26 protein-coding genes are annotated in these 25,960 nt (G+C 69.8%); 16 read left to right on the top strand and 10 right to left on the bottom strand.

All coding sequences use genetic code 11. The features are described from left to right. Nucleotides 1–239: 239 nt before the first annotated feature. The gene (locus tag OOT46_RS08625) at nt 240–785 is read right to left on the bottom strand and encodes a DUF3455 domain-containing protein (protein ID WP_265403194.1); all 546 of its coding nucleotides are present in this window, start codon (nt 783–785) and stop codon (nt 240–242) included. Nucleotides 786–1,087: 302 nt separating this feature from the next. On the opposite strand from OOT46_RS08625, the gene OOT46_RS08630 reads away from it, so the two are divergent. Beyond that, on the top strand, nt 1,088–1,582 hold the full coding sequence (locus OOT46_RS08630; protein WP_265403195.1) for a hypothetical protein: 495 nt from the start codon (nt 1,088–1,090) through the stop codon (nt 1,580–1,582). A 5-nt stretch (nt 1,583–1,587) separates the two neighbouring features. Here the strand turns inward: OOT46_RS08630 and OOT46_RS08635 are convergent, their stop codons facing one another. Continuing rightward, nucleotides 1,588–2,022: an ACT domain-containing protein gene (locus OOT46_RS08635; protein WP_265403196.1), complete on the bottom strand. Its 435-nt coding sequence runs from the start codon at nt 2,020–2,022 to the stop codon at nt 1,588–1,590. Then, complete coding sequence (locus OOT46_RS08640) at nt 2,019–2,723, bottom strand: TetR/AcrR family transcriptional regulator (protein ID WP_265403197.1); 705 nt, start codon at nt 2,721–2,723, stop codon at nt 2,019–2,021. Before OOT46_RS08640 ends, OOT46_RS08635 begins: the two co-directional genes overlap by 4 nt. 209 nt (nt 2,724–2,932) lie before the next feature. Between OOT46_RS08640 and OOT46_RS08645 the strand changes: the two genes are divergently transcribed. From OOT46_RS08645 to OOT46_RS08655, 3 genes are all read left to right on the top strand, one after another. Next, the gene (locus tag OOT46_RS08645) at nt 2,933–4,417 is read left to right on the top strand and encodes a flavin-containing monooxygenase (protein ID WP_265403198.1); all 1,485 of its coding nucleotides are present in this window, start codon (nt 2,933–2,935) and stop codon (nt 4,415–4,417) included. A 96-nt stretch (nt 4,418–4,513) separates the two neighbouring features. After that, entirely contained in the window at nt 4,514–5,473 is a 960-nt protein-coding gene (locus OOT46_RS08650) for an alpha/beta hydrolase (protein WP_265403199.1), read from the top strand. Continuing rightward, nucleotides 5,470–6,345 carry an SDR family NAD(P)-dependent oxidoreductase gene (locus tag OOT46_RS08655; protein WP_265403200.1) on the top strand — a complete coding sequence of 292 codons (876 nt, stop codon included), beginning with the start codon at nt 5,470–5,472 and terminating at the stop codon, nt 6,343–6,345. The genes OOT46_RS08650 and OOT46_RS08655 overlap by 4 nt, the downstream gene beginning before the upstream one ends. Nucleotides 6,346–6,432: 87 nt before the next feature. Here OOT46_RS08655 and fusA read toward each other — a convergent pair whose 3' ends face one another. Together fusA and OOT46_RS08665 are read right to left on the bottom strand one after the other, a co-directional pair. Further along, nucleotides 6,433–8,454, bottom strand: coding sequence for an elongation factor G (gene fusA, locus OOT46_RS08660; RefSeq protein ID WP_265403201.1), 2,022 nt, complete (start codon nt 8,452–8,454; stop codon nt 6,433–6,435). Nucleotides 8,455–8,543: 89 nt separating this feature from the next. Next, nucleotides 8,544–8,693: a hypothetical protein gene (locus tag OOT46_RS08665; protein WP_265403202.1), complete on the bottom strand. Its 150-nt coding sequence runs from the start codon at nt 8,691–8,693 to the stop codon at nt 8,544–8,546. Nucleotides 8,694–9,266: 573 nt separating this feature from the next. On the opposite strand from OOT46_RS08665, the gene OOT46_RS08670 reads away from it, so the two are divergent. The 8 genes from OOT46_RS08670 to OOT46_RS08705 all read left to right on the top strand — a co-directional run bounded on the left by OOT46_RS08670 (nt 9,267) and on the right by OOT46_RS08705 (nt 16,558). Continuing rightward, nucleotides 9,267–10,586, top strand: a complete 1,320-nt coding sequence (locus OOT46_RS08670) for a GH1 family beta-glucosidase (protein ID WP_265403400.1) — start codon at nt 9,267–9,269, stop codon at nt 10,584–10,586. A gap of 67 nt (nt 10,587–10,653) precedes the next feature. After that, entirely contained in the window at nt 10,654–11,895 is a 1,242-nt protein-coding gene (locus OOT46_RS08675) for an ABC transporter substrate-binding protein (RefSeq protein ID WP_265403203.1), read from the top strand. Nucleotides 11,896–11,925: 30 nt separating this feature from the next. Next, entirely contained in the window at nt 11,926–12,834 is a 909-nt protein-coding gene (locus OOT46_RS08680; protein ID WP_265403204.1) for a carbohydrate ABC transporter permease, read from the top strand. Then, entirely contained in the window at nt 12,831–13,751 is a 921-nt protein-coding gene (locus OOT46_RS08685) for a carbohydrate ABC transporter permease (protein ID WP_265403205.1), read from the top strand. Before OOT46_RS08680 ends, OOT46_RS08685 begins: the two co-directional genes overlap by 4 nt. 8 nt (nt 13,752–13,759) lie before the next feature. Further along, nucleotides 13,760–14,845 (top strand): ABC transporter ATP-binding protein, encoded by a 1,086-nt coding sequence (locus tag OOT46_RS08690; protein WP_265403206.1) that lies wholly within the window; start codon nt 13,760–13,762, stop codon nt 14,843–14,845. Nucleotides 14,846–14,911: 66 nt separating this feature from the next. Further along, entirely contained in the window at nt 14,912–15,922 is a 1,011-nt protein-coding gene (locus OOT46_RS08695) for a LacI family DNA-binding transcriptional regulator (RefSeq protein WP_265403207.1), read from the top strand. Between the two features lie 109 nt (nt 15,923–16,031). Next, nucleotides 16,032–16,163 carry a hypothetical protein gene (locus OOT46_RS08700; RefSeq protein WP_265403208.1) on the top strand — a complete coding sequence of 44 codons (132 nt, stop codon included), beginning with the start codon at nt 16,032–16,034 and terminating at the stop codon, nt 16,161–16,163. A 134-nt stretch (nt 16,164–16,297) separates the two neighbouring features. Beyond that, entirely contained in the window at nt 16,298–16,558 is a 261-nt protein-coding gene (locus tag OOT46_RS08705; RefSeq protein WP_265403209.1) for a hypothetical protein, read from the top strand. Nucleotides 16,559–16,662: 104 nt separating this feature from the next. Here OOT46_RS08705 and OOT46_RS08710 read toward each other — a convergent pair whose 3' ends face one another. The 5 genes from OOT46_RS08710 to xdhA all read right to left on the bottom strand — a co-directional run bounded on the left by OOT46_RS08710 (nt 16,663) and on the right by xdhA (nt 22,860). Next, the gene (locus OOT46_RS08710; RefSeq protein WP_265403210.1) at nt 16,663–17,631 is read right to left on the bottom strand and encodes a D-alanine--D-alanine ligase family protein; all 969 of its coding nucleotides are present in this window, start codon (nt 17,629–17,631) and stop codon (nt 16,663–16,665) included. Nucleotides 17,632–17,670: 39 nt separating this feature from the next. Further along, a complete protein-coding gene (locus OOT46_RS08715) occupies nt 17,671–17,817 on the bottom strand; it encodes a hypothetical protein (RefSeq protein ID WP_265403211.1) in 147 nt (48 codons plus the stop codon). A 215-nt stretch (nt 17,818–18,032) separates the two neighbouring features. Next, the gene (gene xdhC / locus OOT46_RS08720) at nt 18,033–18,842 is read right to left on the bottom strand and encodes a xanthine dehydrogenase accessory protein XdhC (protein ID WP_265403212.1); all 810 of its coding nucleotides are present in this window, start codon (nt 18,840–18,842) and stop codon (nt 18,033–18,035) included. Further along, the gene (gene xdhB / locus OOT46_RS08725; protein ID WP_416136168.1) at nt 18,839–21,223 is read right to left on the bottom strand and encodes a xanthine dehydrogenase molybdopterin binding subunit; all 2,385 of its coding nucleotides are present in this window, start codon (nt 21,221–21,223) and stop codon (nt 18,839–18,841) included. The genes xdhC and xdhB overlap by 4 nt, the downstream gene beginning before the upstream one ends. After that, entirely contained in the window at nt 21,220–22,860 is a 1,641-nt protein-coding gene (gene xdhA, locus OOT46_RS08730) for a xanthine dehydrogenase small subunit (protein WP_265403213.1), read from the bottom strand. The genes xdhB and xdhA overlap by 4 nt, the downstream gene beginning before the upstream one ends. A gap of 195 nt (nt 22,861–23,055) precedes the next feature. Here xdhA and OOT46_RS08735 point away from each other — a divergent pair, with 195 nt between their 5' ends. From OOT46_RS08735 to OOT46_RS08750, 4 genes are all read left to right on the top strand, one after another. After that, entirely contained in the window at nt 23,056–23,403 is a 348-nt protein-coding gene (locus OOT46_RS08735) for a helix-turn-helix domain-containing protein (RefSeq protein WP_265403214.1), read from the top strand. Then, a complete protein-coding gene (locus tag OOT46_RS08740; RefSeq protein ID WP_265403215.1) occupies nt 23,390–24,649 on the top strand; it encodes a type II toxin-antitoxin system HipA family toxin in 1,260 nt (419 codons plus the stop codon). Before OOT46_RS08735 ends, OOT46_RS08740 begins: the two co-directional genes overlap by 14 nt. A 232-nt stretch (nt 24,650–24,881) precedes the next feature. Beyond that, nucleotides 24,882–25,235 (top strand): hydroxyisourate hydrolase, encoded by a 354-nt coding sequence (gene uraH, locus OOT46_RS08745; RefSeq protein WP_265403216.1) that lies wholly within the window; start codon nt 24,882–24,884, stop codon nt 25,233–25,235. 239 nt (nt 25,236–25,474) lie between these two features. Continuing rightward, a complete protein-coding gene (locus tag OOT46_RS08750) occupies nt 25,475–25,921 on the top strand; it encodes an SRPBCC family protein (RefSeq protein ID WP_265403217.1) in 447 nt (148 codons plus the stop codon). Nucleotides 25,922–25,960 lie beyond the last annotated feature (39 nt).

Genomic DNA, 25,960 nt, shown 5'->3' on the forward strand with positions numbered 1-25,960 from the left:
TTCTGACGTCTTCTTTCGATCCCGTCAAGCTCTCGGCTCGCTTATCTTTCTTCACCTCCCGCCTCGGATTCCCTTCGGATCCTCCGCCGCCCTCCCCCGTCACCGGTGGTTTGCAGCGCTGCGTTCAGCGAAGAATGCGACTATAGCACGATTCGGAAACTCATCAAGCAGGTAACGAGAAGCCGGGGCCTCGCCCGGGATTTTTCAACGGGCCGACCGAGTCGGCCCGCCGAGCCGGCTCAGCGCGCGGGCGCGTAGAAGTAGTAGGTCGCCTTGTAGGGCACCCGGCTCACCTGCCCCTGCCGGCTGGCGTCACACCCGCCGACGGGCGCCTTGCCTCCAACGGTGGCCAGCCGCTGAATATGGGTGACGCCGCCAAAAGTGCCGCTGTCACCGGAGGAACGCCCGGTCAGCAGCAACCAGGGGATGGCGCCGGCATCGTTGCTGTCGTGACGCGCCTTCACGCCGCCGACCACCTTGCTGCCGTCCTCGGCCTCCCAGGTCGGCCCTCCATAGTGCCGGCCGATCTTGCGGCCGCCGCCATCGAACAGCTCGGCCTCCGGTCCGGTGAAAGCCCATTCCCAGCGGGAGGGGTCGTCTTTCACGGCGCTGCAGGTGTACAGCTGCACGCCGGTGGCGGGCATCACGCTCTTGAGCTGTTCGCCGGCCGGCGGCAGCAAAACATCCGGAGCCGCCGGTGCCTGGCCACGCGGGGTTCCGCAGGCGGCAAGCAGCACGGCCAGCAGCAGGGCTGAAGGGATGGTGAGAGGGGCTTGGGATGTCACGGGGCTTCCTTTTCGGAGTGATGAAAGTGCAGCGGGAGCATGCACACATCCGCGCCGATGCGCCAGGGGAGAAGCGAGGCAGCGTGGCACCCCTTTTTTCGTGCAGGCGCTCCGATGCGAATCGCCGTGGCCGTGGGCGCACGAGGAGCCCGGCTTCGACGGGCAGGGGGCGTTTGCAGAGGCGACACATCCCGGTCCGGCCTGTGGCGTAGTTCATGCTCCAGGCCGGACCTTACGGGAAATCGCGGGGCGCCATGACGTCGCCTTCGCCCACAGAATCGGTTTCCGTCAAGGGGAAGCTCGTGAGATACGCCAAGACCAGCCTCGGCGCCGAGGTCATCAAGTCCCGCACGATACCGCTCGGCCCCAAGCAGCGCACGCTGCTGCTGCTGTGTGACGGCCAGCGCTCCGAGTCCGAGCTCTTGTCCACCACGCAGGGCATGGGCGTCAGCAACGCGGACCTGCAGGAGCTGCTGTCGCTGGGCCTGATCGAGGGCGTCGACGTCGCAGCCCGTGGGGTGGCGTCAGCAGCGGCTGCACCGGCACCCACGGAGGCCGTGGCACCGGCGGACCCGGCGGTGCGCTACCAGGAGGCCTACCGCCTGGCAACCCAGCTCACGTCCGAGCTCGGCCTGCGAGGCTTCCGCCTGCAGCTCTCGGTGGAGTCGGCGATGAATCTGAAGGACCTGCAGGACCTGGCGCCGCGCCTCAAGGAAGCGGTCCTGGCGGCCCACGGCCCCGTGAAGGGCGGCGACAAGTTGCGCGAATTCATCCGCATCCTCGACGGCCACACCTGAGGGGCTCAGCCTGACGCCCCCGCGTCGCCTTGACGCGCCGCCGAGCGCTGCTGCAAGGCCTGCAACTCGGCCAGCGCCCGCGTGCCCGCCTCGACGGGCACGAACAGGTGGTCGTGGAAGGCCGCTGCTATCACGTTGCAGCTGATGCCCACCCGCCCCAACGCGGTGGCAAATGCCGCGGTCAGTCCGACCGCCTGCAGGTCCGAGTGCACCCTCAGCGTGATCCACGCAGCGCGAAACAGCACCGGCCAACCGGCCTGAAGCGCGGCGGCCTCCTCGACGATCACCGTCAGCCCTTCCGCCTCCCGGAACACCGACAGCGGCACGACACCCTGCAGCGACGCACCGGCCGGCAAGCAGCAGAACACGAACACCCCCGGGTTCAGCACCGGCTCGAGCGTCGCGAGCAGGAGATCGAGATCGGACACCGGCGCGCTCACAGCGCCTCCGCCCGATCACCTGGCAGGGCCTCGGCCCGGGCCGGCTCCCCCGAGCTCTCCTGCTTGGGCTCGAGGGCGCGATAGGCCATCAAGGTCGTCTCCACCACCCGGTCGATCGGCGTGCGGCAATCTTCCAGCAGCCAGGCGGTGGCCACATGGATGTTCAAGCCTATGAGTCCCGCGGCCAGCAACGCCGGCTCGCCGCGCGCGGCACTGCGCGCGATCACCTCGCGCGCCAGCACCGTGTACTCCTCCAGCGCGTGCTTGCACAATTGCAGCACCTCCTCGTTGAGGCTGAGCGCGTGAACCAGCACGATGCGGGCCCTCTGGGGGTCCTCACGCACATACTCGAAAAACACACGCAGTCCGGCCTCCGCCGCCGCCAGCGGCGCGGCGTCGGCGCGCGCCTCCAACGCGCCCACGGTGCGCTGCTTCAACTCCGCCATCAGCTCACCGTAGACGGCGACAAACAGCGGCGCCACGCCCTTGAACGACTCGTAAAAGTAGCGCTCGGTCAGGCGCGCCTGCATGCACACCTCCCGCACGGTCGCGGCATGGAAGCCGCGCGCGCCGAACACCGCGATGCCGGCCTCCACCAGGCGCCGGCGCCGCTGCTGCTGGCGCTCCGCGGCCGAGACGCCAAGATACCGGCGGCGCGGCGCCGACCGGGAGGGAGCTGGATCGGAGAGAGCTTCGGACACCGGACGTCAGGTCAGGCCCGTGCAGACACTGGCGGCGGCTGCCGGGCGCACAGGGCCCGCCCCCAGAAGTGATGCCGGCGGCACCCTCCGAGTCCATTATGGCCATCGGCGTTGTTGACATCGTTCGTTGTCAGAAATAGATTGGGCAACACGGGCGCAACAGAACAGACCGGCACAGCGAAGCCGGCCAGCGCTGCGAGAGGAGACAGATGGCACACACCACATCCTCCGAGGAGAACGTCGCTGTCGTGATCGTGGGCAGCGGCTTTGCCGGCCTGTGCATGAGCATCCGGCTCAAACAGGCCGGCATTCACGACTTCGTGATGCTGGAACGCGGCGAGGAGGTCGGCGGCACCTGGCGCGACAACCATTACCCGGGGGCCGCCTGCGACGTGCCCTCGGTGCTCTACTCGCTGTCCTTCGAGCCCAACCCGCACTGGTCGCGCCACTACCCGACCCAGCCGGAGCTGCTCGACTACCAGCGCCACTGTGCCCGCAAGTATGGCCTGCTGCCACATCTGCGCTTCCAGGCCGACGTCGTGCAGTGCCGTTACGACGCGGCTGCCGCCTGCTGGCGCGTGACCACCCGGGACGGTCGCCGCTTCGTCGCGCCGGTGCTGGTCAGCGGCATGGGCGGTCTCAGCAACCCGGCCCTGCCGGACATCGCGGGGCTGGCGCGTTTCGAGGGCCAGACTTTTCACTCGGCCGCCTGGAACCACAACTGCCGCCTCGAGGGCAAGCGCGTCGCCGTGATCGGCAGCGGTGCCAGTGCGATCCAGTTCCTGCCCCGCATCGCGCCGCAGGCCGCCCAGCTCGACTACTACCAGCGCACCCCACCCTGGGTCATCCCCAAGCCCGACCGTGCACTGCGCCCCTGGGAACAGGCCCTGTTCCGCCGTCTGCCGCTGGCCCAGAAGCTGCGGCGCTGGTGGACCTACTGCCTGCTGGAATGGCGCGTGCTCGCCTTCACCTCGGTGCCGGCCTTGATGAAAACGGTCGAGTGGCAGTCGCAGCGCGAGATGCACCGGCACATCGGCGACCCGGAGCTGCGTCGCAAGCTCACGCCTCGCTACCGGGCCGGCTGCAAGCGCATCCTGCTCGCGAGCGACTACTACCCGACACTGGCGCGCCCCAACGTGGAGGTGGTGACCGACGGCATCCGGGAGATCGGGCCGCACGGCATCGTCACCGACGACGGCCGCGAGCGACCGGCCGACGTGATCGTCCTGGCGACCGGCTTCAAGATCCAGGAGATGGCGCCTGCCGGCCTCTACCTCAATGCCCGCGGCGAGGACCTGGCCGACGCCTGGCGCGGCGGCCCCGAGGCCTACCTCGGCACCACCGTGCCGGGTTATCCCAACCTCTTCCTGATCGTCGGGCCCAACACCGGCCTGGGCCACAACTCGATGATCTACATGATCGAGTCCCAGGTCCGCTACATCCTCGACGCGCTGCTGACGATGCGACGCGAAGGCCTGCGCGAGGTCGAGGTGCGCCCGGAAGTCGTGCGCCGCTACAACGACAGGCTGCAAGCCATGCTGCAAGGCACGGTGTGGACCAGCGGCGGCTGCCGCAGCTGGTACCTCAACGCGCAGGGGCGCAACACGACCCTGTGGCCCGGCTTCACGTTCAGCTTCCGCCGCCAGCTGCGCCGCTTCGACCCCAGCCGCTACCTGATCCGCCACACCGGCTGAGCCGCTGCAGGTCCCCCATGTCCACCGATGCCGCGTCCGGCAGCCGCCCCCTCACCCCCAGGTCCCGGGCCGCCGCCACCCCCCCGCGCGCCCCGGGTGCGGCACCTCCCGCCCTGCACAGAGCCGGCCGAACGCCTGGCGGCGGCCGCCGCGCGCCTGAGCCTGCGCTGCACCTTCAAACTGTGGATAGGCCCGCCCTTCCCGGCCGGCCTGCAGCGCGCCGTCGTCCACGGCTTGTCCCTGCTGATGCCGCCAGGCCACGGCGTCGAGGTCTGTGCGGAGCGCCTGGCCGGCCCCGGCGGGGTCGTCCCGGCCGAGCGAATTCTGCCGGCCGGCAGGCGTCCGCCGCGCGCCCTCCTCTACCTGCACGGCGGCGCGTTCTGCATCTGCAACCCCCGCACCCATCGCGCCATCACGACCCGGCTGGCGCGCCTGGCCGATGCCCAGGTGCTGGTGCCGCGCTACCGACGCGCGCCCGAGCACCCATTCCCGGCACAGATCGAGGACGGCGTGGCGGCCTACCGGCAGCTGCTGGCCGACGGCTTCGCCCCCGGGCAGATCGCCATCGCAGGCGACTCCGCCGGCGGCACGCTGGCCCTGCTCGTGCCGCTGGCGCTGCGCCGGCTGGAGCTGCCGCTGCCCGGCGCGCTGGTGCTGATGTCCCCGCTCACCGACACCCGGCTGCAGGCGCCCAGTCTGCAAGAGCGCCGCCGGCGCGACCCGATGTTGCGCACCGCCTGGGCGGAGCAGGCCGGGCGCTGGTATGCCATCGACTGGGAGCACCCGCTGGCCAACCCGATGCAGAGTGAACTCGACGGCTTGCCGCCCACCCTCGTGCAGGTGTGCGAGGACGAAATCCTCTATGACGACTCGATCGCTTTCGCGCGGCGCTCGGCCGAGGCTGGCAACGAGGTCGAGTTGGAAATCATCCCCGACCGCTGGCACGTCTTCCAGATGCAGGCCGGCCTGCTGCCCAGCGCCGCGCAGGCCTTGCAGCGCCAGGCGGACTTCCTGCGGCGGCACGGGTTCACAAGCCAGCTGGAGACCCGCCCATGAAATCCTTCCAGAACAAGGTCGCCGCCATCACCGGCGCGGCCTCCGGCATGGGCCGCGAACTGGCGATCGAGCTCGCCGCGCGCGGCTGCCACCTGGCCCTGTGTGACCTCAACGAGACCGGCCTGCAGGAGACCGTCCGCCTCGCGGCACGGCCCGGCGTGCACATGACCGCGGCCCGACTCGACGTGGGCGATCGCGCCGCCGTCTACGCCTGGGCCGACTCGGTCGCAGCCGAGCACGGCCGCGTCAACCTGATCTTCAACAATGCCGGCGTCGCGGTGGCCAGCCAGCTCGAGCAGGTGGATCGCGAGGACTTCGAGTGGATCATGGGCATCAACTTCTGGGGCGTGGTCTGGGGCACCCAGGCCTTCCTGCCCCACCTCCGGGCTTCGGGCGAGGGCCATGTCGTCAACACCTCCAGCGTGTTCGGCCTGGTCGCCGTGCCGGGCCAGGGGCCCTACAACGCGAGCAAGTTCGCGGTGCGCGCCTACACGGAGGCGCTGCGCATGGAGCTGGCCCTGGCCGGCGCGCCGGTCAGCGCGACCTGCGTGCACCCCGGCGGCATCCGCACCCACATCGCCCGCGACAGCCGCATTGCCCCCAATGTGCAGCAGCTCACCGGATTGCCGCCCGAAGAATCCCGCCAGCGCTTCGACCGGCTGCTCAACACCACCTCGGCGCGCTCGGCGGCGCTGCAGATCCTGAAGGCGGTGCAGCGCAACCGGCGTCGTGTGCTGATCGGGCCGGACGCGAAGCTCCTGGACCTGCTGGTGCGGGTCCTCGCCTCGGGCTACCAGCCGCTGCTGGAAGGAGCACTGCGCCGCCTGCGGGACGCGCGCGGCAAGCACGGCACGCTGCCGGCAGCCGACTGACAGCGGGCGCCGGTCTTCAAAAAAAACGAGGTGCGGGCTCGCACCCACACCTCCTTCCCGCGGCACCGGCCCGCCGGGCGGCCGCGCTCAGGCCCCTCGCGCGGCCTCGAGCGCTGACTTCCGAGCCACCGCGTAGTGCTCGAACTGCATCGTGTACTGCGCGCGTCCCGAGGAAAGCGCCCGCAAGCTGCCGATGTAGCCAAACATCTCCTGCAGCGGCACCAGCGCGCGCACCACCGCGGCCTTGCCCTGCAGGTCCTGGCCGCGCACGCTGCCGTGCCGGCGATTCAGGTCGCCGATGCAGTCACCCAGGTACTCGGCCGGGGTAACGACCTCGACGGCCATCACCGGTTCCAGCAGGGTCGGCGCTGCCAGCGCCGCCGCCTCGCGGAAGGCGGCGGCGGCGGCCAGCTCGAAGGCCGCCGTCGACGAGTCACGCTCGTGGAAGCTGCCGTCCAGCAGGCTCACCTGCAAGTCGACGCAGGGATAACCCGCCACCAGGCCGGCCAGGGCCGCACGCCGCACGCCGGCCTCCACCGTGGGAATGAACTCCCGCGGGATGGCGCCGCCGGCGATGCGGCTCTCGAAGCGCAGCCCCGCGCCGCGCGGCAGCGGCTCGACCCGCAGCACCACCTCGGCGTACTGCCCCGGGCCGCCGGTCTGCTTGCGGTGCAGATGCCGCACCTCGGCCGCCTGGGCGATGGTCTCGCGCCAGGCCACCTGCGGCCGGCCCACCGTGACCTCGACATGATGCCGGCTGCGCAGCTTCTCCAGCGACACCTCCAGCTGCAGCTCGCCCATGCCGGAGACGATGGTCTGCCCCGACTCGGCATCCTGGCGGATGCGCAGGCTCGGGTCCTCCTTCGCCAGCGCCTGCAGCGCCCGGCTCAGGTGCTGCTGGTCGGCCTGCGTCTTCGGCTCCACGGCCACGTCGATCACCGCCTCGGGCACGCTGATCTCCTCCAGCAGGATCGGGTGCTGGGGGTCGCACAGCGTGTGGCCGGTCCAGGTCTCCTTGAGCCCGACCACCGCGGCGATGCCGCCCGCCTCGACCTGGTCGCGCTCCTCGTGCCGCTTGGCATGCACCTCGTAGAGACGCGTCACGCGCTCGCGGCGCCCGGTGCCGGCGTTGAGCACGACATCGCCCGGCCGCAGCGTGCCGCGGTAGATGCGCACGAACACCAGCGTGCCATGCGGCTCGGCCTCCACCTTGAAAGCCAAGGCCGCCAGCGGCCCATCGGGGTCGGCCTCGGGCTGGCCGGCGTCGACTTCGCCGGGCGCCGGCAGGTAGTGCACCACCGCGTCGAGCAGCGGCTCGACCCCGCGGTTGCGGAAAGCCGAGCCGGCCAGCACCGGCACGAAGGCACCCGAGAGCGTGCCCTTGCGGATGCAGGCGCGCAGCTGCTCGGGCGTGGGCTCCCGCCCGTCCAGGTAGGCTTCCAGCACGGCATCGTCCTGCTCGACCGCGGCCTCCACCAGGCGGGTCCGCCACTCGGCGGCCTGCACACCCAGCTCAGCCGGCACCTCCTCGTGCGACATGGGCGATCCGGCGACATCCGAGGGCCACACCAGCGCCTCGCGGCCCAGCAGGTCCACGACGCCCCGGAAGCCGCCTTCCGAGCCGATTGGCAGCTGCAGCACCAGCGGGCTCACGCCCAGGCGCTCGGCGATCATGCCGACCACACGGTGGAAGTCGGCCCCGACCCGGTCGAGCTTGTTGATGAAGGCCAGGCGCGGCACGCGGTACTTGTCCGCCAGGCGCCAGTTGGTCTCGGTCTGCGGCTCCACGCCGGCGACGCCGTCGAACACCACCACGGCGCCGTCGAGCACGCGCAGTGAGCGGTTCACCTCGATGTTGAAGTCGATGTGGCCGGGCGTGTCGATCAGATTGATCTGGGTTCCCTGCCAGAACACGGTGGTGGCCGCGCTGTTGATCGTGATGCCGCGGCGCTTCTCCTGCTCGTCGTAGTCGAGCGTGGTGGCGCCATCGTCGACCTCGCCGACACGGTGGTTCTTGCCGGTGTAGAACAGGATACGTTCGCTGGTGGTCGTCTTGCCCGCGTCGACGTGGGCGATGACACCGATGTTCCTGAGTCGCTTGTTGTTCATACGGATCTTTCTTGCGGAGCCTCCGGTCCTGTGCGGTGGCCCCTGTGCCTGTGGTTCTTGGCTGACCCCAGGCGCGATCCGCCCAGGGTTCAGCCGCTCACTTGCGGCAGCAGCCGGCGCCGGCCGGCCTGTTGCATCAGGCTCCGGCCAGGCGCCGCGCGAAGGCCAAAGTACGGGCGCAAGTCCCCCGTGCCTTGGCGGTCGTGAATCGTGGCAATCAGCTTGTCGTAGGTGCGCATGATGAAAACCGGACAGAAAAACAAAAAACCCCGGAGGGGCGAACCAACCGGGGTCTGAATGCCGGAAGGCTCGCGGCCTTCCGATGCGGATCGAAAAGCCGGGCTACAGGAGCAGGGTCGCGCGCACACGCTGCGCGCCGACCTTGCGGTCTTGCGCGGTGCCGGCGGCATGCGTGAAGGCGACGGTGAACATGGGTCTGCTCGTGAAGGCTCTCGGGTTTCGACTCGTGCCCCTCGCGCGGTTCTGACGGACGCGTCGCAAAGGACAAGTCCCGCATTTTGAACTTCCGCCGCCCGACTTGCAACGCCCGCGCACCGCGACGTGGCGCCCGACCGACAAGCGCCGGCCTTCGGCGGTCCCACCCCCGCGGCCCGGCCTACGGGATAGTCCGGATCAGAGCGGGCCGCCGGGACTGATCAAATGCACCGGATTGGAACCGGTTCCACATCACACTCCGGAACGGCACCGGTTGGCCCGCCACCCCCTTCCTTGCTCCCGCGAACAACAGCGAGACCGAATTGCCCCGCGACCTGCTCGACCCTTCCCTGCTCGACCCGCCTACGGGCTCCGCGATGTGGCGGCCGGACTTCCTGTTCGGGGCCGCCACCGCGGCCTACCAGATCGAAGGCGGCGTCGCCGAGGACGGCCGCCACCCGTCCATCTGGGACACTTTTTCCGCCACCCCCGGCAAGGTCCTCAACGGCGACACCGGCGTGGTCGCCTGTGACCACTACCACCGCTGGGAGGAGGACCTGCGGCACGTCGAGCAGCTGGGCCTGGGTGCCTACCGGCTCTCGGTCTCGTGGTCGCGCGTGATGGACGAGGCCGGCGCCCCCAATCCGCGCGGGCTGGACTTCTACAAACGCCTGCTGGACCGCCTGCAGGAGCGCGGCCTGCAGTCCTTCGTCACGCTCTACCACTGGGACCTGCCGCAATGCCTGCAGGACCGCGGTGGCTGGCTCAATCGCGACACCGCCGGCCGCTTCGCCGACTACGCCGCGCTGCTGGCCCGCGAACTGCGCGGTCGCGTCTCGGCCTGGACCACCTTGAACGAGCCGTGGTGCTCGGCCTACCTGGGCCATGCCAACGGCCAGCACGCGCCGGGTCTCAAGCGGGTGCGCTACGCGGTCGAGGCCATGCATCACCTGCTGCTGGGCCACGGCATCGCGACCCGGGTGCTGCGCGACCTCGACAAGGCACCGGTCGGGATCGTCAGCAACGTCAACGCCGTCCAGCCCGACAGCGAGCGGCCGGAGGACCTGCAGGCCGCCCGCATGGCCTTCGCCTGTGCCAACAGCTGGGTGCTGGACCCGGTGCTGCTGGGCCGCTACCCCGAGGCGCTGCGCGAGCTCTGGCCCGGCATCGAGCCGCCGCTGCGCGACCGCGACATGGACCTCATCCGCACGCCGCTCGACTACCTCGGCATCAACTACTACTTCCGCGCCACCGTGCGCAGCGACGGCGCGCACGGCTATCTCGACCGCATGCGACCCGGCGTCGAGCGCACTCAGATGGGCTGGGAGGTGTACCCGGAAGGCCTGCGGGATTTGCTGCTCGGCTTCAAGGCGCGCTACCCCAGGCTGCCGCCCATCTACATCACCGAGAACGGCATGGCCAGCGATGACCGTGTGCTCGACGGGCGTGTCGACGACGCCCACCGCATCAGCTACCTGGGGCGTCATCTCGCGGCGGTCGACGAGGCGATGCGCGGCGGGGTGGACGTGCGCGGCTATTTCTTCTGGTCACTGCTCGACAACTTCGAATGGGCCTATGGCTACGAACGCCGCTTCGGGCTCATCCACGTCGATTACGCGACCCAGCAGCGCACCCTCAAGGACAGCGCGTTGGCCGTGCGCGACTTCCTGCGGCGCCGCCGCGAGGCGGCGCGCTGAGCGGCGCTCGCCCCATCCCCAGTCGGAAGCCGGCGTGCCGACCGGCCCGCTATCCTAGGAGGCAAGCATGAAAAAAATCGTCAAAACACGCAGCCTGGCCGTCGCCGCCAGCCTCACCCTCGCCGCCCTGGCGCCCGCCCATGCCGAGTCGCGCGCCGAAGTGATCCACTGGTGGACTTCGGGCGGCGAGTCGGCCGCCGTGAAGGAGCTGGCGCAGGCCTACAAGGCGGCCGGCGGCACCTGGGTGGACCACGCGGTCGCGGGGGTCGAGACCGCCAAGGCCACGGCGCTCAACCGCATCGTCGGCGGCAACCCGCCGGCGGCCGCACAGTTCAACACCTCCAAGCAATTCCACGACCTGGTGGACGGCGGTCTGCTCAACAACGTCGACGAGGTGGCGCTGAAAAACGGCTGGGACAAGCTGCTGCCGGCGCCCATCCTCAACAGCGTCAGGATCAAGGGCCACTACTACGCCGTGCCGGTCAACATCCACATGCCGGCCTGGTTCTGGTACTCCAAGGCCGCCTTCGAGAAGGCCGGCCTCAAGGAGGAGCCCAAGACGCCCGAGCAGTTGTTCGCGGCACTCGACCAGCTCAAGGCCGCCGGCCTGGTGCCGCTGGCCCTGGGCGGCCAGCCCTGGCAGGAGAAGCTGACCTTCGACGCGGTGCTGGCCCATGTCGGCGGGCCCGAGCTCTATCTGAAGTTCTACCGCGACCGCGACGCCAGGACGATCCGGTCCGAGGCCTTCAAGAACGTCCTGCTCGCCTTCAAGCGGCTGCGCCACTACGTCGACGCCGGCTCGGCCGGGCGCAACTGGAACGACGCCACCTCGATGCTCATCTCGGGCAAGGCCGGCATCCAGATCATGGGCGACTGGGCCAAGGGCGAGTTCCAGGCCGCCAGGCAGACCGCGGGCAAGGACTTCGGCTGCTTCCCGGGCCTGGGCCCGAAGTCACCCTACATCGTCTCGGGCGATGTCTTCGTCTTCCCCAAGACCGGCGACGCCGCCGTCACCAAGGCGCAGCAGCTGCTGGCGGCCAGCATGACGGCGCCGGCCACCCAGGTCGCTTTCAACAGCCGCAAGGGCTCGATCCCGATCCGCGGCGACGTTGACGCCAGCGCGATGGACCCGTGCGCCCGGCTCGGCCTGCAGGTGATGAAGGACAGCTCTCGCCACCTGCCCAACCCCGAGATGCTGGTCACCCCCGACGTCGCGGGCAACCTGCAGGACGCGGTGACCCAATACTGGAACACCAACCAGTCGGTCGACGACGCGGTCAAGGCCATCGCCTCGGCCATGCAGAGCTGACGGCCCCCCACGCCCCACGGAGACGCCACGATGAAACGTACCGGCGCCAAGTCACGGCTGCGCGACTGGGCGGTCCACCTCGCGATGCTGCCCATGGCCGCCACCGTGCTGCTGGCCTACCTGGGCACGGTCGCATGGTCGGTGCGGGTGTCCTTCAGCAGCTCGCGCACGCTGCCGCTGGACGACTTCGTCGGCCTGGCCCAGTACGTGCGGCTGTTCTCCAGCGAGCGCTGGCTGGTGTCGCTGGAAAACGCAGCGCTGTTCGGCGTGCTTTTCATCGCCGCCTGCCTGGTGCTCGGCCTCCTGCTCGCGGTCTTCATCGACCAGAAGGTGGCCGCCGAGGGCGCCTTGCGCACGGTCTTCCTCTACCCGTACGCGATGTCCTTCGTCGCCACCGGGCTGGTCTGGCAATGGGTGCTCAATCCCGAGCTGGGCCTGCAGACGAGCATCCGCGGCCTGGGCTTCGAGAGCTTCCGCTTCGACTGGATCGTCAGCCAGGACAAGGTCATGTACGCGCTGGTGCTGGCCGCCGTCTGGCAGGCCTCGGGCCTGGTGATGGCACTGATGCTGGCCGGCCTGCGCGGCATCGACGACAGCCTCTGGAAGGCCGCCCGCATCGACGGCATCCCGACCTGGCGGGTCTACCTCAGCATCGTGCTGCCGCAGCTCGGCCCCTCGATCGGCACCGCCGTCGTGCTGCTGTCGGTCAGCGTCGTGAAGCTCTTCGACGTGGTGGTCGCGATGACGCAGGGCGGCCCCGGTGTCGCCAGCGAGGTGCCGGCCAAGTTCATCATGGACAACCTGTTCACCCGCTCCAACATCGGGCTGGCCTCGGCCGCCTCGACCGTGCTGCTGCTGACCGTGCTGGCAGTGCTGACGCCGTGGGCCTATGCCCGCGCCCGCGCCGCGCGCCGTGAAACCCAGGGAGCGCACGCATGAACGCGAGCACCCTGCCGACACCCGCCGCCAGCGGCAGCGCCACCCGCCCCGCGACACGCCGGCGCTCGCGCTGGACGCCGGCCCGCCTCGGGCTCTACGCCTTCCTGCTGAGCGCGGCGGCGTTTTTCCTGCTGCCGCTTTATGTGATGCTGGTCACCTCGGTCAAGCCGATGGAGGAGATCCGCCTCGGCAGCCTGTTTTCGCTGCCGGTCCGCATGACGCTGGAACCCTGGGCGGTGGCCTGGGCCAGCGCCTGCACCGGGCTGCAGTGCGAGGGCATCCGGGGCGGCTTTCTCAACTCGGTGCTGATCGTCGTGCCCAGCACGATGACCTCGATCTTCATCGGCGCGCTCAACGGCTATGCCCTGTCGTTCTGGAAGCCGCGCGGCGGTGCATGGCTGTTCGGCGTGCTGCTGCTCGGCGCCTTCGTGCCCTACCAGGTGATCATGTTCCCGCTGGTGCGCGCCTTCGCCGCGATGTCGCTGTTCGGCACCTTGCCCGGCATCGTGCTGATCCACACCATCTTCGGCATGCCGGTGATGACGCTGCTGTTCCGCAACTATTACGCCGGCCTCCCCGGCGAGCTGTTCAAGGCGGCCCGCATCGACGGCGGCGGCTTCTGGCGCATCTTCCTGCAGCTGGTGCTGCCGATGTCGCTGCCCATCATCGGGGTGGCGGTGATCATGCAGGTCACCGGCATCTGGAACGACTTCATCCTCGGGCTGGTCTTCGCCGGCCGCGAGCACCTGCCGATGACCGTGCAGCTCAACAACGTCATCAACACCACCACCGGCGAGCGGCTCTACAACGTCAACATGGCGGCCACCCTGCTCACCTCGCTGGTGCCGTTGTCCATCTACCTCCTCTCGGGCCGCTGGTTCGTGCGCGGCATTGCGGCCGGTGCCGTGAAAGGTTGAATCACCTCATGTCCAGCGTCTCCATCCAGAGCCTCCAGGTCCACCTGGGCAGCCAGACGGTGCTGCAGAACCTGGAGCTGCAGGTGCGCGAAGGCGAGTTCCTGGTGCTGCTCGGCCCCTCGGGCTGCGGCAAGTCCACCCTGCTGCACGCCATCGCCGGCCTGCTCGACGTGCAGGACGGCCGCATCGAGATCGGCGGCAGCGACGTCACCTGGGCCGACCCCAAGGACCGCGGCATCGGCATGGTGTTCCAGTCCTATGCCCTCTATCCGACCATGAACGTCGAGCGCAACCTCTCCTTCGGCCTGCGCATCGGCGGCGTCGATCGGCGCGAGATCGAGCGCCGCGTGCAGCGCGCGGCCGCGATGCTGCAGCTGGGCGAGCTGCTCAAGCGCAAGCCGGCCCAGCTCTCGGGCGGCCAGCGCCAGCGTGTCGCGATCGGCCGCGCGCTGGTGCGCGAGGCCAAGGTGTTCCTGTTCGACGAGCCGCTGTCCAACCTCGACGCCAAGCTGCGCGCCGAGCTGCGCCGCGAGCTCAAGCAGCTGCACCGGGAGATCGGCTCGACGATGATCTACGTCACCCACGACCAAGTCGAGGCGATGACCCTGGCCACCCGCGTCGCGGTGATGCGCGGCGGCTGCATCCAGCAGATCGACACGCCGGCCGAGGTCTACGCTCGCCCGGCCAACCTGTTCGTGGCCGGCTTCCTGGGCTCGCCCCCGATGAACTTCATCGAGGGGCGCCTGGGCACCGACGCCGACGGTCGCCCGGTCTTCATGGCGGCAGGGCTCGCCGTGCCGCTCGCCACCTACCGCTTCGGCGGCCCGCCCGAGATCGGCCGGTCGGTGGTGCTGGGCGTGCGCCCGGAGCACCTCAGCCTGCAGGGCAGCGGCCCGGCCGGCGGCACGGCGACGGTAAGCCTGGTCGAGCCGATGGGCTCGCACCAGATCGTCTGGCTGTCCTTCGAGGGCCGGCAGCCGCTGGCGCTGAGCGTGCCGGTGGGCAGCGAGCCGCCACCGGGCAGCGCGGTGAGCTTCCATGTCGACGCGGAACGCATCTCGCTGTTCGATCCGCAGAGTGAGCACCGTCTGTGACAGGCCCCCGCCCCAAGCTCCTATCATCGCCAGCCGGAGACAACAGAGACCCGGGGATGTGACGAGATGGCGACGATCAAGGATGTGGCACGGCTCGCCGGCGTGGGCGTGGGCACGGCTTCGCGGGTCCTCTCGGGCAAGGGTTCGACCTCGGCCGACGCCCGGGCCCGGGTCGAGGAAGCGATACGCACGCTCAACTTCCGGCCCTCGAAGACGGCCCGGGCACTGTCGCTGCGCAGCACCGGCACCATCGGCGTGTTCGTCCCCGACTTCAAGGGCCCCTTTTACGGCCCCATGCTGCATGCCATCGACACCGAGCTGCGCCGGCACGACCGTCACATGGTGGCCGCCAACGGCTGCGGCCACGAGGACGCGCGTCAGCAGGCCCTGGACGGGCTGCAGTTCCTGATCGAGCGCGAGTGCGACGCCATCGTCGTCACCAGCAACGCCTTGCGCGACGCCGACTACACCGAGCTGCACGGGCGCTACCCGCGTGTCGCGGTGGTCAACCGCAAGGTGCGCGGCATGGGCGACCACTGCTTCACTGTTGACCACAAGCGCGGCGGCGTGCTGGCGGCCCAGGCGCTGCTGGCCCAGGGGCACCGTGCCATCGCGGTGATCTCGGGCCCCCACAGCGCGCCCGACAACCGCCAGCGCCTGGCCGGCTTCCACGAAGAGCTGGCGCGCCACGGCATCGCGAGCGAGCAGGTCGCCACCGAGGACGCCGACTTCACGGCGGCCAGCGGCTGGGCCGCCACCGAGCGCCTGATCCAGCGCGGCGCGCGCTTCACCGGGCTGTTCTGCGCCAACGACCAGATGGCCATGGCGGCGATGTCCTGCCTGCAGGCGAGCGGCCGCTCGGTGCCCGGCCAGGTCTCGGTGGTCGGCTACGACGATGCCGAGATCGCCTCCTTCCTGTCGCCGCGGCTGAGCAGCGTGCGCATCGCGATCGGCGACATGGCGCTCAACGCCTGCCGCCTGCTGCTCAACCTCAGCTACGGCAGCGAGCTGCCAGTCACCTACCGCTTCGAGCCGGAGCTGCAGCTGCGCGAATCGATCGGCCCCGCTCCGCGCTAGACGCGACGCGCGCCGACCACGAGCGCGCCCAGAAGCGCTCACGCGTGAGCGGCCGGTCGAACTGCGGCAGACCCGCTTTCGGGACCACCTGCACCGCGGTGCCGCCACGTTGGAGCTCGGCCAGGGCGCGCTGCCCGATGCGCTGCGCCGGCTGGCCTTGAGCGACCGGCCGCTGTTCGGCCATTGCTGCCTGGAGGGCCAGGCCATGCTGTTCCCGCCCCGCAACGTGCTCGACGACTGAAGCCGCCTGAATGTCTGCGGACCCGACGCCCTGTCCGGAGCGCGTGAGCCGACGCTGGCACGTGCCGTGCATCGTCGGGCGTCGTCCGACAAGACTGCCCCGAACCGGTCTCCTCCACCCAGGTCGTACCCGCTATGAAAACTGTCTGGTACTCCCCACCCAACGCGCGCGATCTCTGCTACGAGATCCGCTATGACGAACAGAGCCTGGCCGTGTTCCTGAACGGCACGCTGGTCGAAACCGCCTGGTTCGACACCGACGGCCTGGCCAACGCAGGCCTGGAACCGGTCCTGGCCATCGGCAAACGGCTGGTCCAGAAACGCCACCCGGTACCGCAGGCCTCCCGCGGCTGGGCGCCGCCGAGCGCCCCGCACGGCCGCAGCCCGTTGCGCTGAGGCCGCCCCGTCGCGCGGCGCGCCCCACGCCGGCGCATCACGCTGCTGCGTGGTGATCGGTGCGCCAGCAGGGTGCTACCGGAATCCTGCGGCCTGCCGGCTGCTCAAGGAGTACCTGGCCGGCGCCCATACGCCTTCAAGGCCAGATCCCGCACCAGCTGTTCGAAGGAGATGCCCGCCGCACGCGCAGCGTCGGGATAGAGGCTGGTGGCGGTCATGCCGGGCAGGGTGTTGGTTTCCAGTAGCGTCACGGCGCCGTCCTCGCCAACCAGGAAATCTGAACGCGACAGGTCGCGGCAGCCGAGCGCCGCATGCGCGCGCATGGCGATATCCTGCACCGCGGCATAGGCTTGGGCGTCTATCGGTGCCGGGATCACGTGCTCGCTTCCGCCGACTGCGTAGCGGTGCTCGAAGTCATACCAGCCGCCGATCGGGCGGACCTCGATCACCGGCAAGGGGAGCATTGCGTCGAGTTCGAGCACGCCGGCGGTGATTTCGCGTCCGCTGATCCGCTCCTCCACCAGCGCCGCTGAGGAGACGCCGTAGCAGTTGCGCAGCGCCTCCTCGATGTCGGCCGGCTGGGTGGCGAACGAGACGCCGATTGCCGACCCCTGGTCCACCGGCTTGACCACCACGCCGGAGGGAAACTGCTCGAACAGGCGTTGCGCCGCCTGGCGCGCGTCCGTGCCGAGCCGCGGGAGCAGCAGGTCGCGCGCGACGGGGAGACCGACCGCGCGGTAGAGCTGCTTGGCCACGTATTTGTTCATGGCGCAGGCCGACGCACACACGCTGGAGCCGACATACGGCAGGCCGAGCACCTCGAGGAAACCTTGAAGTGTCCCGTCTTCGCCAGGCGGGCCATGGAGGACCGGAAACACCACGTCCGGACGGAACTGCGCAAGCCCTTGGTAGAGCTGTCCGTCCAGCTCGAACTCGTGGACCTCAGCGAAGCTGGCGCGCAGCGCTTGCGCCACTTCGCGAGCCGATTTGCGAGACACGCCAGCTTCTGCCGAGGCGCCACCGCAGATGACGCCGATCCGCAGCGAGGACGGCGCCGTATGTGAATGTTCCATGTTGATGACCCAGCAAAAAATTCTGAGACCTGGCGCAGTTCAAGCCCTCGCCAGCAGTCGGGCGCCATTGACTTTGGCAGCACCCTTGTCGAAGGTCCATAGCGCTTCCTCGCCGGCCTGCGTGGCCAAGGCGATGTGCGGACAATCGGCGAAGTATGCCGCGAGCGGCGAGTCGGGCAAGGTCATCGCCTACGACGTACCGAACCAGGACGTCGGCGGGAGCGGTCGTTTGACCCTTGGCAGCGATGGTGGACTCGGCCATGAGGCGCTCCCTACTTTCCGTGTCAGGGTCATCATCATGCTTGGGACCGCGTCTCCGCTCCGAGGCGCGCGACAGGCTGCGCGTCTCGGCCACCCGGATGGAAAGCTGCATGCCGAGCAGGCGGTCCATCGCCGCTCACTCAAGTGCTCGGCACCGCGGCCTGCTGCAGCAGCTGGGCCACCACCGAGACGGCGATCACTTCCGGCTGCTTGCCGCGGATGCCCGGCACGCCGATCGGACAGGTCAGGCGCGCCAATGCCTCGGCCGGCACGCCGCGGTCTTCGAAGCGGTGCAGGAAGCGGGCGCGTTTGGTGCGCGAGCCGATCAGGCCCAGGTAGCCGAAGTCGCCGCGACGCAGCACCGCCTCGGTGATGCGGGCGTCGAGGTCGTGGTTGTGGGTCAGCACGAGATAAGAGCAGCCGGGCGGTGCAATGTCCACCTCCGCCTCCACCGCGGGCACGCAAACCGCCTCGACCTGTGGCGGCAGCGCCCCGGCCGGGAACGCCTCCTCGCGCTCGTCGATCCATTGCACCCGACAGTCGATGCCCGCCAACAAGCCCACGATGGCCCGGCCCACGTGGCCGGCCCCGTAGAGCTGCAAGGTGAAGGCCGAAGGCGGCAGCGGCCAGGCGGCCAAGGCTGCGCGGTCCAGCCGCGCCAGCCGCAGCGTCATGGCGCCGCCGCAGCACTGCCCCAGCGTCGGCCCGAGCGCGAAGTGCCGCTCCAGGGGACCGGCCTGGCCGCTGTTCAGCAGCTCGCGCGCCAGCGCGATGGCCTGCAGCTCCAGGTGCCCGCCGCCCACCGTGCCGGCCAACGCCGTCGTGGCCACCAGCATGCGCGTGCCGGCCTCGCGCGGCACCGACCCGCGCGTCGCCTTGACCTCGACCACCACGGCCGGCACACCGGCCGCCAACCACTGCTGGGCCGTGGCACGCACGGCCCTGTTCACACCGCCTCCGGCACAGCCAGGCGCACCGCCTCGATGGCATCCAGCACCGCCTCGGCCGTCGCCGGCGCGCGCAGCGGCGGGCAGACCCGGTGCCCGCCGATCGCCGAGACCGCGTCACGGATGGCCAGGAAGACCGAGAACGGCAACAGCAGCGGCGGCTCGCCCACCGCCTTGGAGCGGTGGATGCTGTCGGCCACGTTGCTGTTGTCGAACAGCCTCACGTTGAAGACCGGCGGGCAGTCGTTGGCGGTGGGGATCTTGTAGGTGCTGGGGGCGTGGGTGGTGAGCTGGCCGCTGGTCGGGTGCCAGACCAGCTCCTCGGTCGTCAGCCAGCCCATGCCCTGGATGAAGGCGCCCTCGACCTGGCCGATGTCGATGGCCGGGTTGATCGAGCGGCCCACGTCGTGCAGCACGTCGGCGCGCAGCAGCCTGGACTCGCCGGTCAGCGTGTCCACCACCACCTCGCTGAGCGCCGCGCCATAGGCGAAGTAGAAGAAGGGGTGGCCCTGCATCGCCTCGGGGTCCCAGTGCAATCCCGGGGTGGCATAGAAGCCGTCCGACCAGAGCTGCACGCGCGCCTCGTAGGCGCTGCGCACCAGCACGCAGAAGTCCATCGTGCGGCCGCCGGCCTGCACCTCGCCGTCGGCGAATGTCACCTCGCTCGCCGCCACCTTGAACAGCCCGGCGGCATGCTGCGCGAGCCGCTCCCGCACGCTGCGCGCCGCCGCCTGCGCGGCCTTGCCGTTGAGGTCGCTGCCGGTGGAGGCCGCGGTGGCCGAGGTGTTGGCGACCTTGCTGGTGTCGGTCGCGCTGACGCGCACCCGCTCCATCGGCAGGCCCAGCTCGTGGGCGACCACCTGGGCCACCTTGGTGTTGAGGCCCTGGCCCATCTCGGTGCCACCGTGGTTCACCAGCACGCTGCCGTCGTTGTAGACATGCACCAGCGCGCCGGCCTGGTTGAGATGCGGCACGTTGAAGGAGATGCCGAACTTCACCGGGGTCAGCGCCAGGCCCTTCTTGAGCACCGGGCTGCTGGCGTTGTAGGCCTCGATCTCGGCGCGCCGGGCCGCATAGCCGGCCGTCTCCGCCAGCTCGTCGACCAGGCGGTGGATCACGTTGTCCTCGATCGTCTGTCCGTAGGGCGTAACATTGCGCTCGTCGACGCCATAGAAATTGGCGCGGCGCACCTCCAGCGCATCCCTGCCGAGCTGGCGTGCCACCGAGTCGACGATGTACTCGATCGCGATCGCGCCCTGCGGTCCGCCGAAGCCGCGGAAGGCCGTGTTGCTCTGGGTGTTGGTGCGGGCGCTGTAGCCGTGCAGCGCGACGTCGGGCAGCCAGTAGGCATTGTCGACGTGGCACATCGCCCGCGTCATCACGGCCGAGGACAGGTCGGCCGAGAAGCCGGCGCGCGAGACCAGATCGATGTCGGCGCCCAGCACGCGGCCCGCGTCGTCGTAGCCGACCTCGTAGTCGTAGAAGAAGCAGTGGCGCCGCCCGGTGATCAGGAAGTCGTCGTCGCGGTCGGGCCGCAGCTTGACCGGCCGGCGCAAGCGGCTCGCGGCGATGGCGGCGATGCAGGCGAACAGGCCCGACTGCGACTCCTTGCCGCCGAAGCCGCCGCCCATGCGCCGGCACTCGACCAGCACATGGTGCGAGGCCAGCCCCAGCGCATGCGCGACCAGCAGCTGCATCTCGCTCGGATGCTGGGTCGAGCAGTGCACCCGCAGGCCCTGGTTCTCGGTCGGTATCGCATAGGAGATCTGGCCTTCCAGGTAGAACTGCTCCTGCCCGCCGACCTGCAGGCGGCCCTTCAGCCGGTGCGGCGCCGCCTCGATGGCGCGCCGCACGTCGCCGCGCGCCAGGTGTTTCGGCGGCACCACATACTGCCGCGCGGCATGCGCCGCGGCGGGCGTCAGCAGCGCCGGCAGGGGCTCGATGCGCAGCACCTCCTTCGCGAGCGCCGCAGCGCGCCGGGCCAGCTCGCGATCGGTCGCGATCACGGCGAACACCGGCTGGCCGAGGTAGTGCACCTCGCCCTCGGCCAGGAGGGGGTCGTCGTGGACCACCGGACCGCAGTTGTTCTCGCCCGGGATGTCGGCCGCGGTCAGCACCGCGACCACGCCGGGACAGCGCCGCAGCGCCTCGACGTCGATGCCCAGCAGCCGGCCGTGGGCCACCGGCGAGAGGCCCAGCGCCGCATGCAAGGTACCGGCCAACTCGGGCAGATCGTCGGTGTAGGGTGCGCTGCCGGTCACGTGCAGGTGGGCCGACTCGTGCGGCAGGCCCCGCGCGACCACACCGCCGGTGCGCGGCCGCTCGGCCGATTCGGCGCCCGCGGGGGCCGAGGGCGGCAGGAAGGCTTCGACGGGCTGGTTCACGACAGGCTCCTTGCGAGGGTGCCTGCAGGGGCGATGGTGACGGCGGCAGGCACCGTGCGGCCCGCCGCCATGCTGCTCCAGACCCGGGTGCACTCCGGCGGCAGCGGGTCCTCGGGACGGGTTTCCAGCCACAGCCGCCACAGCAGGTTCTGCGCGGTTTTCATGCGGTAGGCGGCGCTCGCGCGCATGTCGCTCAAGGGCTGGAAGTCCTGCGCCAGCGCGGCCATCGCCGCGCGCACGGTATCTGCGCTCCAAGGCCGTCCCTGTACCGCGGCCTCGGCCCCGGCGGCACGGCGCACGATGGCGGCCATGCCGCCGTAGGCCAACCGCGCCTCGCTCACCACACCCTGCTCGAGCGTGACCGCGAAAGCGGCGCACAGGGCCGAGATGTCGGAGTCATAGCGTTTGGACAGCTTGTAGGCCTGCACCCGCGTGGCAGAACCGGGCAGCGGAATCTCCAGCGACTCGAGGAACTCGCCGCGCTCCAGCGCGTTTTTCATGTAGTCGAGGTAGAAGTCCTCCAGCGCCAGGCGGCGCTGCCGGGCGCCGCGCCGCAACACCACACGCGCCCCCAGGCTCATCAGCACGGGAGCGCTGTCGCCGATCGGCGAGCCGTTGGCGATGTTGCCGCCCATCGTGCCGGCATGTCGGATGGGCGGCGAGGCGAAGCGCAGCCACACCTCCTGCAGGCTGGGCACTGCGGCCGTCAGTGCCGACCAGGCGTCCTCAAGCGGCGCCGCGGCGCCGACGTGCAGCCACTCGCGGCCGTCGTCGCCCGCGACACGCTGCACGCGCCGCAGTGCATCCACCTCACCGACAAAAATCAGGTCGCCCAGGTCGCGGAACTGCTTGTTGACCCACAGCCCGATGTCGGTGCTGCCGGCGAGCAGGCGTGCGTCGGGATGCCGCTCGCGCAGCTCGGCCAGCGCCTCCACGGTGCGCGGTGCCCAGTAGCGGTCCTCGCGCGGCGGCGAAACGTGCCGGCTCTGCACCGCGTAGCCGAAGGTCTGCCCGCCGCCGGCGGCCTGCAGCTCGCGCAGCGCACGCTCGATCGGCCGGGTGTCCAGCCGCGCCGGCGCCAGCTCGAACATGCGCTGGCCGGCGTCGAGGATGGGCCGGTAGCCGGTGCAGCGGCACAAGTTGCCCGCCAGGTCGTCGGCCAGTTGCTGGCGCGTCGGCCGGGTGCCGGCACGGCAGTGGCGCTCATAGGTTGCGGCCAGCGACATCGCGAAGCCCGGCGTGCAGAAACCGCATTGCGAGCCGTGGCACTCCTGCAGCGCCTGCTGCACCGGGTGCAGCGTGCCGCCCGCGATGCGCTGCAGGTCTTCCACGGTCAGCAGCGCCTTGCCGTCCAGCGTCGGCAAGAACTGGATGCAGGCGTTGACCGGCCGCAACGACAGGCCGCCGACGACGGTCGCGGCGGCCGACGGCGTGCCGACGGCCTCGGCGCGCTCGGCCAGCTCGGCGACGATGACGGTGCAGGCACCGCAGTCGCCTTCGGCGCAGCCTTCCTTGGTGCCGGTGCACTGCGCGTCGCTGCGCAGCCACTGGAGCACGCTGCGCGTGGTGGGCACGTCGTCGAGACAGACGATCTCGCCGCGCGCGGGGTGGTAGAACCGGATCGGGCGGGTGGACATGGCGCAGGCAGGCGTTTCAGGCAGAGACGGGATCCACAAACGACGTGGGGCGATACGTGAACGTTAGCGCCTGCCGGCCGCGCCGGCATACGGGACCGTTCATGTCGGATATAAACCGCCGCACATGTGCAGGCGCGCCAGATATGTCCGATACTTTCGACAAGACGCGCACCTCTGTCGAAAGTATCGGACATCATGCCTCGCACCTTCCAGCGCCCTTTCCCATCCGTCGTCAAGCAGGTCGAGGCCCTGGGCCATCGGCTGCGGCTGGCGCGCCTGCGCCGCAAGCTCTCGAGCGTGCTGTTTGCCGAGCGTCTGGGCGTCTCACGGGATACCTTGAATCGCCTGGAGAAGGGCGATCCGAACGTCGCACTGGGTACCTACGTGCGCGCCTTGCGGGTGCTCGGGCTCGATCGAGACCTCGACGCCGTGGCGCGAGACGACGAACTGGGGCGCAAGCTGCAGGACATCGCGGCCCAGCGTACGCAGCGCAAAACGCGCCTCGGAACGAGCGGCGAGGAGCGTCCCGATGGCGAAGTCTGAACGCAAGGCCATCGAAGTCCACATCGACGCTCACGAGCTGAGCGTCCGTCAACAGGTGGGAACGCTGTATCGCCATGATGTGCGGACGGATCTCGCCGCTCCTTTCGAGTACGACAGGAGCTGGCTGGAGAGCCGACATGCCTTCTTGCTCGACCCCCGCCTGGAGTTATGGCCGGGCGAGCAGCATCCGGCTGCCCCCACCCCCGCCTTCGGCATCTTCATGGACTCCGCGCCTGACCGCTGGGGGCGCGTGCTCATGGAGCGGCGGGAGGCTGCCGCTGCCCAGCGCGAAGACCGCAAGATGCGGCGGCTCCAGGAACTGGACTTCCTGCTGGGTGTGCATGACTTGACCCGTCTCGGCGCCCTGCGCTTCCGCGCTTTACCCCAGGGCCCATTCCTCGACAACAGCGAAAACGCCGCGCCCCCTGTCACCCATCTGAAGGAGCTGGCCTACATCAGCCGACGGGTCGAAGAGCCGGGAGCCGAGCAACTGCCCGAGTACGAACGGTGGCTGGCAATGCTCATCGCGCCAGGTACCTCTCTGGGCGGAGCACGGCCCAAAGCCAACTTCACCGACGGCAACCAGCGCCTGTGGCTGGCGAAATTTCCGGCCCACGACGACCGCTACGACGTCGGAGGCTGGGAGTTTGTTGTGCACCGACTTGCCGCCCGGGCTGGCATCGGCGTTCCCGACTCCCGACTGGAGCGGCTCACCGAACGCTACGGGACCTTCTGTGCTGCGCGCTTCGACCGCGTCACCGACAGCCGTCGCATGTACGCGTCGGCAATGACCTTGCTCGAGCGGCAAGACGGCGAAAGCGGCGCCGGCTACCCGGACCTCGCCGAGTTCATCGCCGATGAAGGCGCCCAAGGCCACATCGACGAGGACCTGGCACAGTTGTTTCGCCGGGCGGTGTTTAATGTCCAGGTCGGCAACCGCGACGACCACCTGCGCAACCACGGGTTCATCAGAGAAGCATCGGGCTGGCGCCTTTCTCCGGCCTTTGATATGAACCCGAATCCGTTCAAGTCCGAGCATGCGTTGACTCTCGACGAAAACAGCGCGGCCCCCAGCACGAAGGCGCTGCTCGATACGGCCGAGCTATACCGGCTCGACCGGGCGACCGCGCGAACCATCGTCGAGGAGGTGTCGGCTGTGGTGGACGGCTGGAAAGACGAAGCACAACGGCAGGGCCTCTCAGCCACAGAAGTCCGGCGCATGGCATCGGTGTTCCTGCAAGCCTGAGCCCCCGTCCGGCCCCCCCGCCAGCCACCACGTCGTAGCGCGAGCGCACGCCGGTGATCGTGACCCAGGCCGACGTTCTGCGAGAACGAGGTGTCGGGGAAGGTGTTGAACACGCAGCCGGTCACGCATTGACCGCTTGTTTCGGTACGCGAGCCTGTATACCTTTCTGCCGGCGCCGCACCTTTGCCATTGCATGGCGCATCGCTGGTTCTGTTTGGCTCAGGAGGAAAGATTGGGAAAACTCACGACCCACGTGCTCGACACCGTCGACGGCCGCCCCGCCGCCGGCATGCAGGTGTCCCTCTGGCGGCTCGACGGGGAGACCGCGACCCCGCTTGACCGCATCACACTGAACGACGACGGCCGGGCGCCCAAGCCGCTGCTGGAAGGCGAGACCCTGACGCCGGGCCGCTACCGCCTGGTGTTCTCGGTCGCTGCCTACTTCCGCGGCCGCGGCAAGACGCTCCCCGAGCCGCCCTTCCTGGACGAGGTTCCGGTGGAGTTCGGCATCGCCGACGCCTCGCTGCACTACCACGTGCCCCTGCTTTGCAGCCCGTGGTCCTACTCGACCTATCGCGGCAGTTGAGCCCGCCCTCGTCAACGGCAGGCCCCCTGCACGCTGCCCAGCAGGGGTGTCCACACGCCGACGGTGTACCGTTTCAGCGACACATTGCTGAGGGGAAGCAGGCTGTTCACAATAGACCCGCCGGCACTCCCCGCCGGCGGCACCTCGCTCTATGACGTGAGCACTTGCTGCCTGCAGAGCCTGCTCTCTACGGGGTGTGCCGGCCAGCCTTTGCGCCGAACCTGGAAAGGAAGCGAAGCATGAGCCACGCAGTACATTCCGTCACCCTCACCCGCCGCATCGCGGCGCCGGCCGATGACCTCTACACCGCGTGGACCGAGCCCGAGCTGATGCGTCGCTGGCTCAGGCAGGTGGCCGAGGCCGATGTGATCGTCGCCGGACACCACCAGCTTCCCCACCCCGACGGCCTGCCCGCCTGCGGGGGCGAGTACCGCGTGCTGGAGCCCGGCCACCGCATCGTGCAGACCTTCCACCACCGCGACGCAGCGCCCGATGCCAGCGTGGACGAGTTCGTCGAGGTGAGGTTCCGGCCGCTGGGGCCGCACACCACCGAACTGACCGTCACCAACGGCTGGGAGGGCCTGAAACTCAGCGACGAGGAGCGCGTGGCGGTCCAGGGCGGCTGGGCCCAATGGCTGGACCTGCTCGAAGCAGCCGTCTCGCGCGCCCACGACACCGGGCATTGAGGCCGGGCCCGCAGGACCGCGTTTGCCGTCTGTCCGCGC

Origin of the sequence: Aquabacterium sp. A7-Y, from assembly GCF_026153205.1 — a bacterium.
Lineage (GTDB): Bacteria > Pseudomonadota > Gammaproteobacteria > Burkholderiales > Burkholderiaceae_C > Caldimonas.

Coding starts and splice junctions, on each gene's coding strand:
- OOT46_RS08685 (WP_265403205.1), top strand. CDS start 12,831: ATGAACGCGAGCACCCTGCCGACACCCGCCGCCAGCGGCAGCGCCACC.
- xdhA (WP_265403213.1), bottom strand. CDS start 22,860: ATGTCCACCCGCCCGATCCGGTTCTACCACCCCGCGCGCGGCGAGATC.
- OOT46_RS08690 (WP_265403206.1), top strand. CDS start 13,760: ATGTCCAGCGTCTCCATCCAGAGCCTCCAGGTCCACCTGGGCAGCCAG.
- OOT46_RS08665 (WP_265403202.1), bottom strand. CDS start 8,693: ATGCGCACCTACGACAAGCTGATTGCCACGATTCACGACCGCCAAGGC.
- OOT46_RS08680 (WP_265403204.1), top strand. CDS start 11,926: ATGAAACGTACCGGCGCCAAGTCACGGCTGCGCGACTGGGCGGTCCAC.
- OOT46_RS08740 (WP_265403215.1), top strand. CDS start 23,390: ATGGCGAAGTCTGAACGCAAGGCCATCGAAGTCCACATCGACGCTCAC.
- OOT46_RS08645 (WP_265403198.1), top strand. CDS start 2,933: ATGGCACACACCACATCCTCCGAGGAGAACGTCGCTGTCGTGATCGTG.
- OOT46_RS08715 (WP_265403211.1), bottom strand. CDS start 17,817: ATGACCTTGCCCGACTCGCCGCTCGCGGCATACTTCGCCGATTGTCCG.
- fusA (WP_265403201.1), bottom strand. CDS start 8,454: ATGAACAACAAGCGACTCAGGAACATCGGTGTCATCGCCCACGTCGAC.
- OOT46_RS08655 (WP_265403200.1), top strand. CDS start 5,470: ATGAAATCCTTCCAGAACAAGGTCGCCGCCATCACCGGCGCGGCCTCC.
- OOT46_RS08695 (WP_265403207.1), top strand. CDS start 14,912: ATGGCGACGATCAAGGATGTGGCACGGCTCGCCGGCGTGGGCGTGGGC.
- OOT46_RS08705 (WP_265403209.1), top strand. CDS start 16,298: ATGAAAACTGTCTGGTACTCCCCACCCAACGCGCGCGATCTCTGCTAC.
- OOT46_RS08750 (WP_265403217.1), top strand. CDS start 25,475: ATGAGCCACGCAGTACATTCCGTCACCCTCACCCGCCGCATCGCGGCG.
- OOT46_RS08670 (WP_265403400.1), top strand. CDS start 9,267: ATGTGGCGGCCGGACTTCCTGTTCGGGGCCGCCACCGCGGCCTACCAG.
- OOT46_RS08710 (WP_265403210.1), bottom strand. CDS start 17,631: ATGGAACATTCACATACGGCGCCGTCCTCGCTGCGGATCGGCGTCATC.
- OOT46_RS08675 (WP_265403203.1), top strand. CDS start 10,654: ATGAAAAAAATCGTCAAAACACGCAGCCTGGCCGTCGCCGCCAGCCTC.
- OOT46_RS08735 (WP_265403214.1), top strand. CDS start 23,056: ATGCCTCGCACCTTCCAGCGCCCTTTCCCATCCGTCGTCAAGCAGGTC.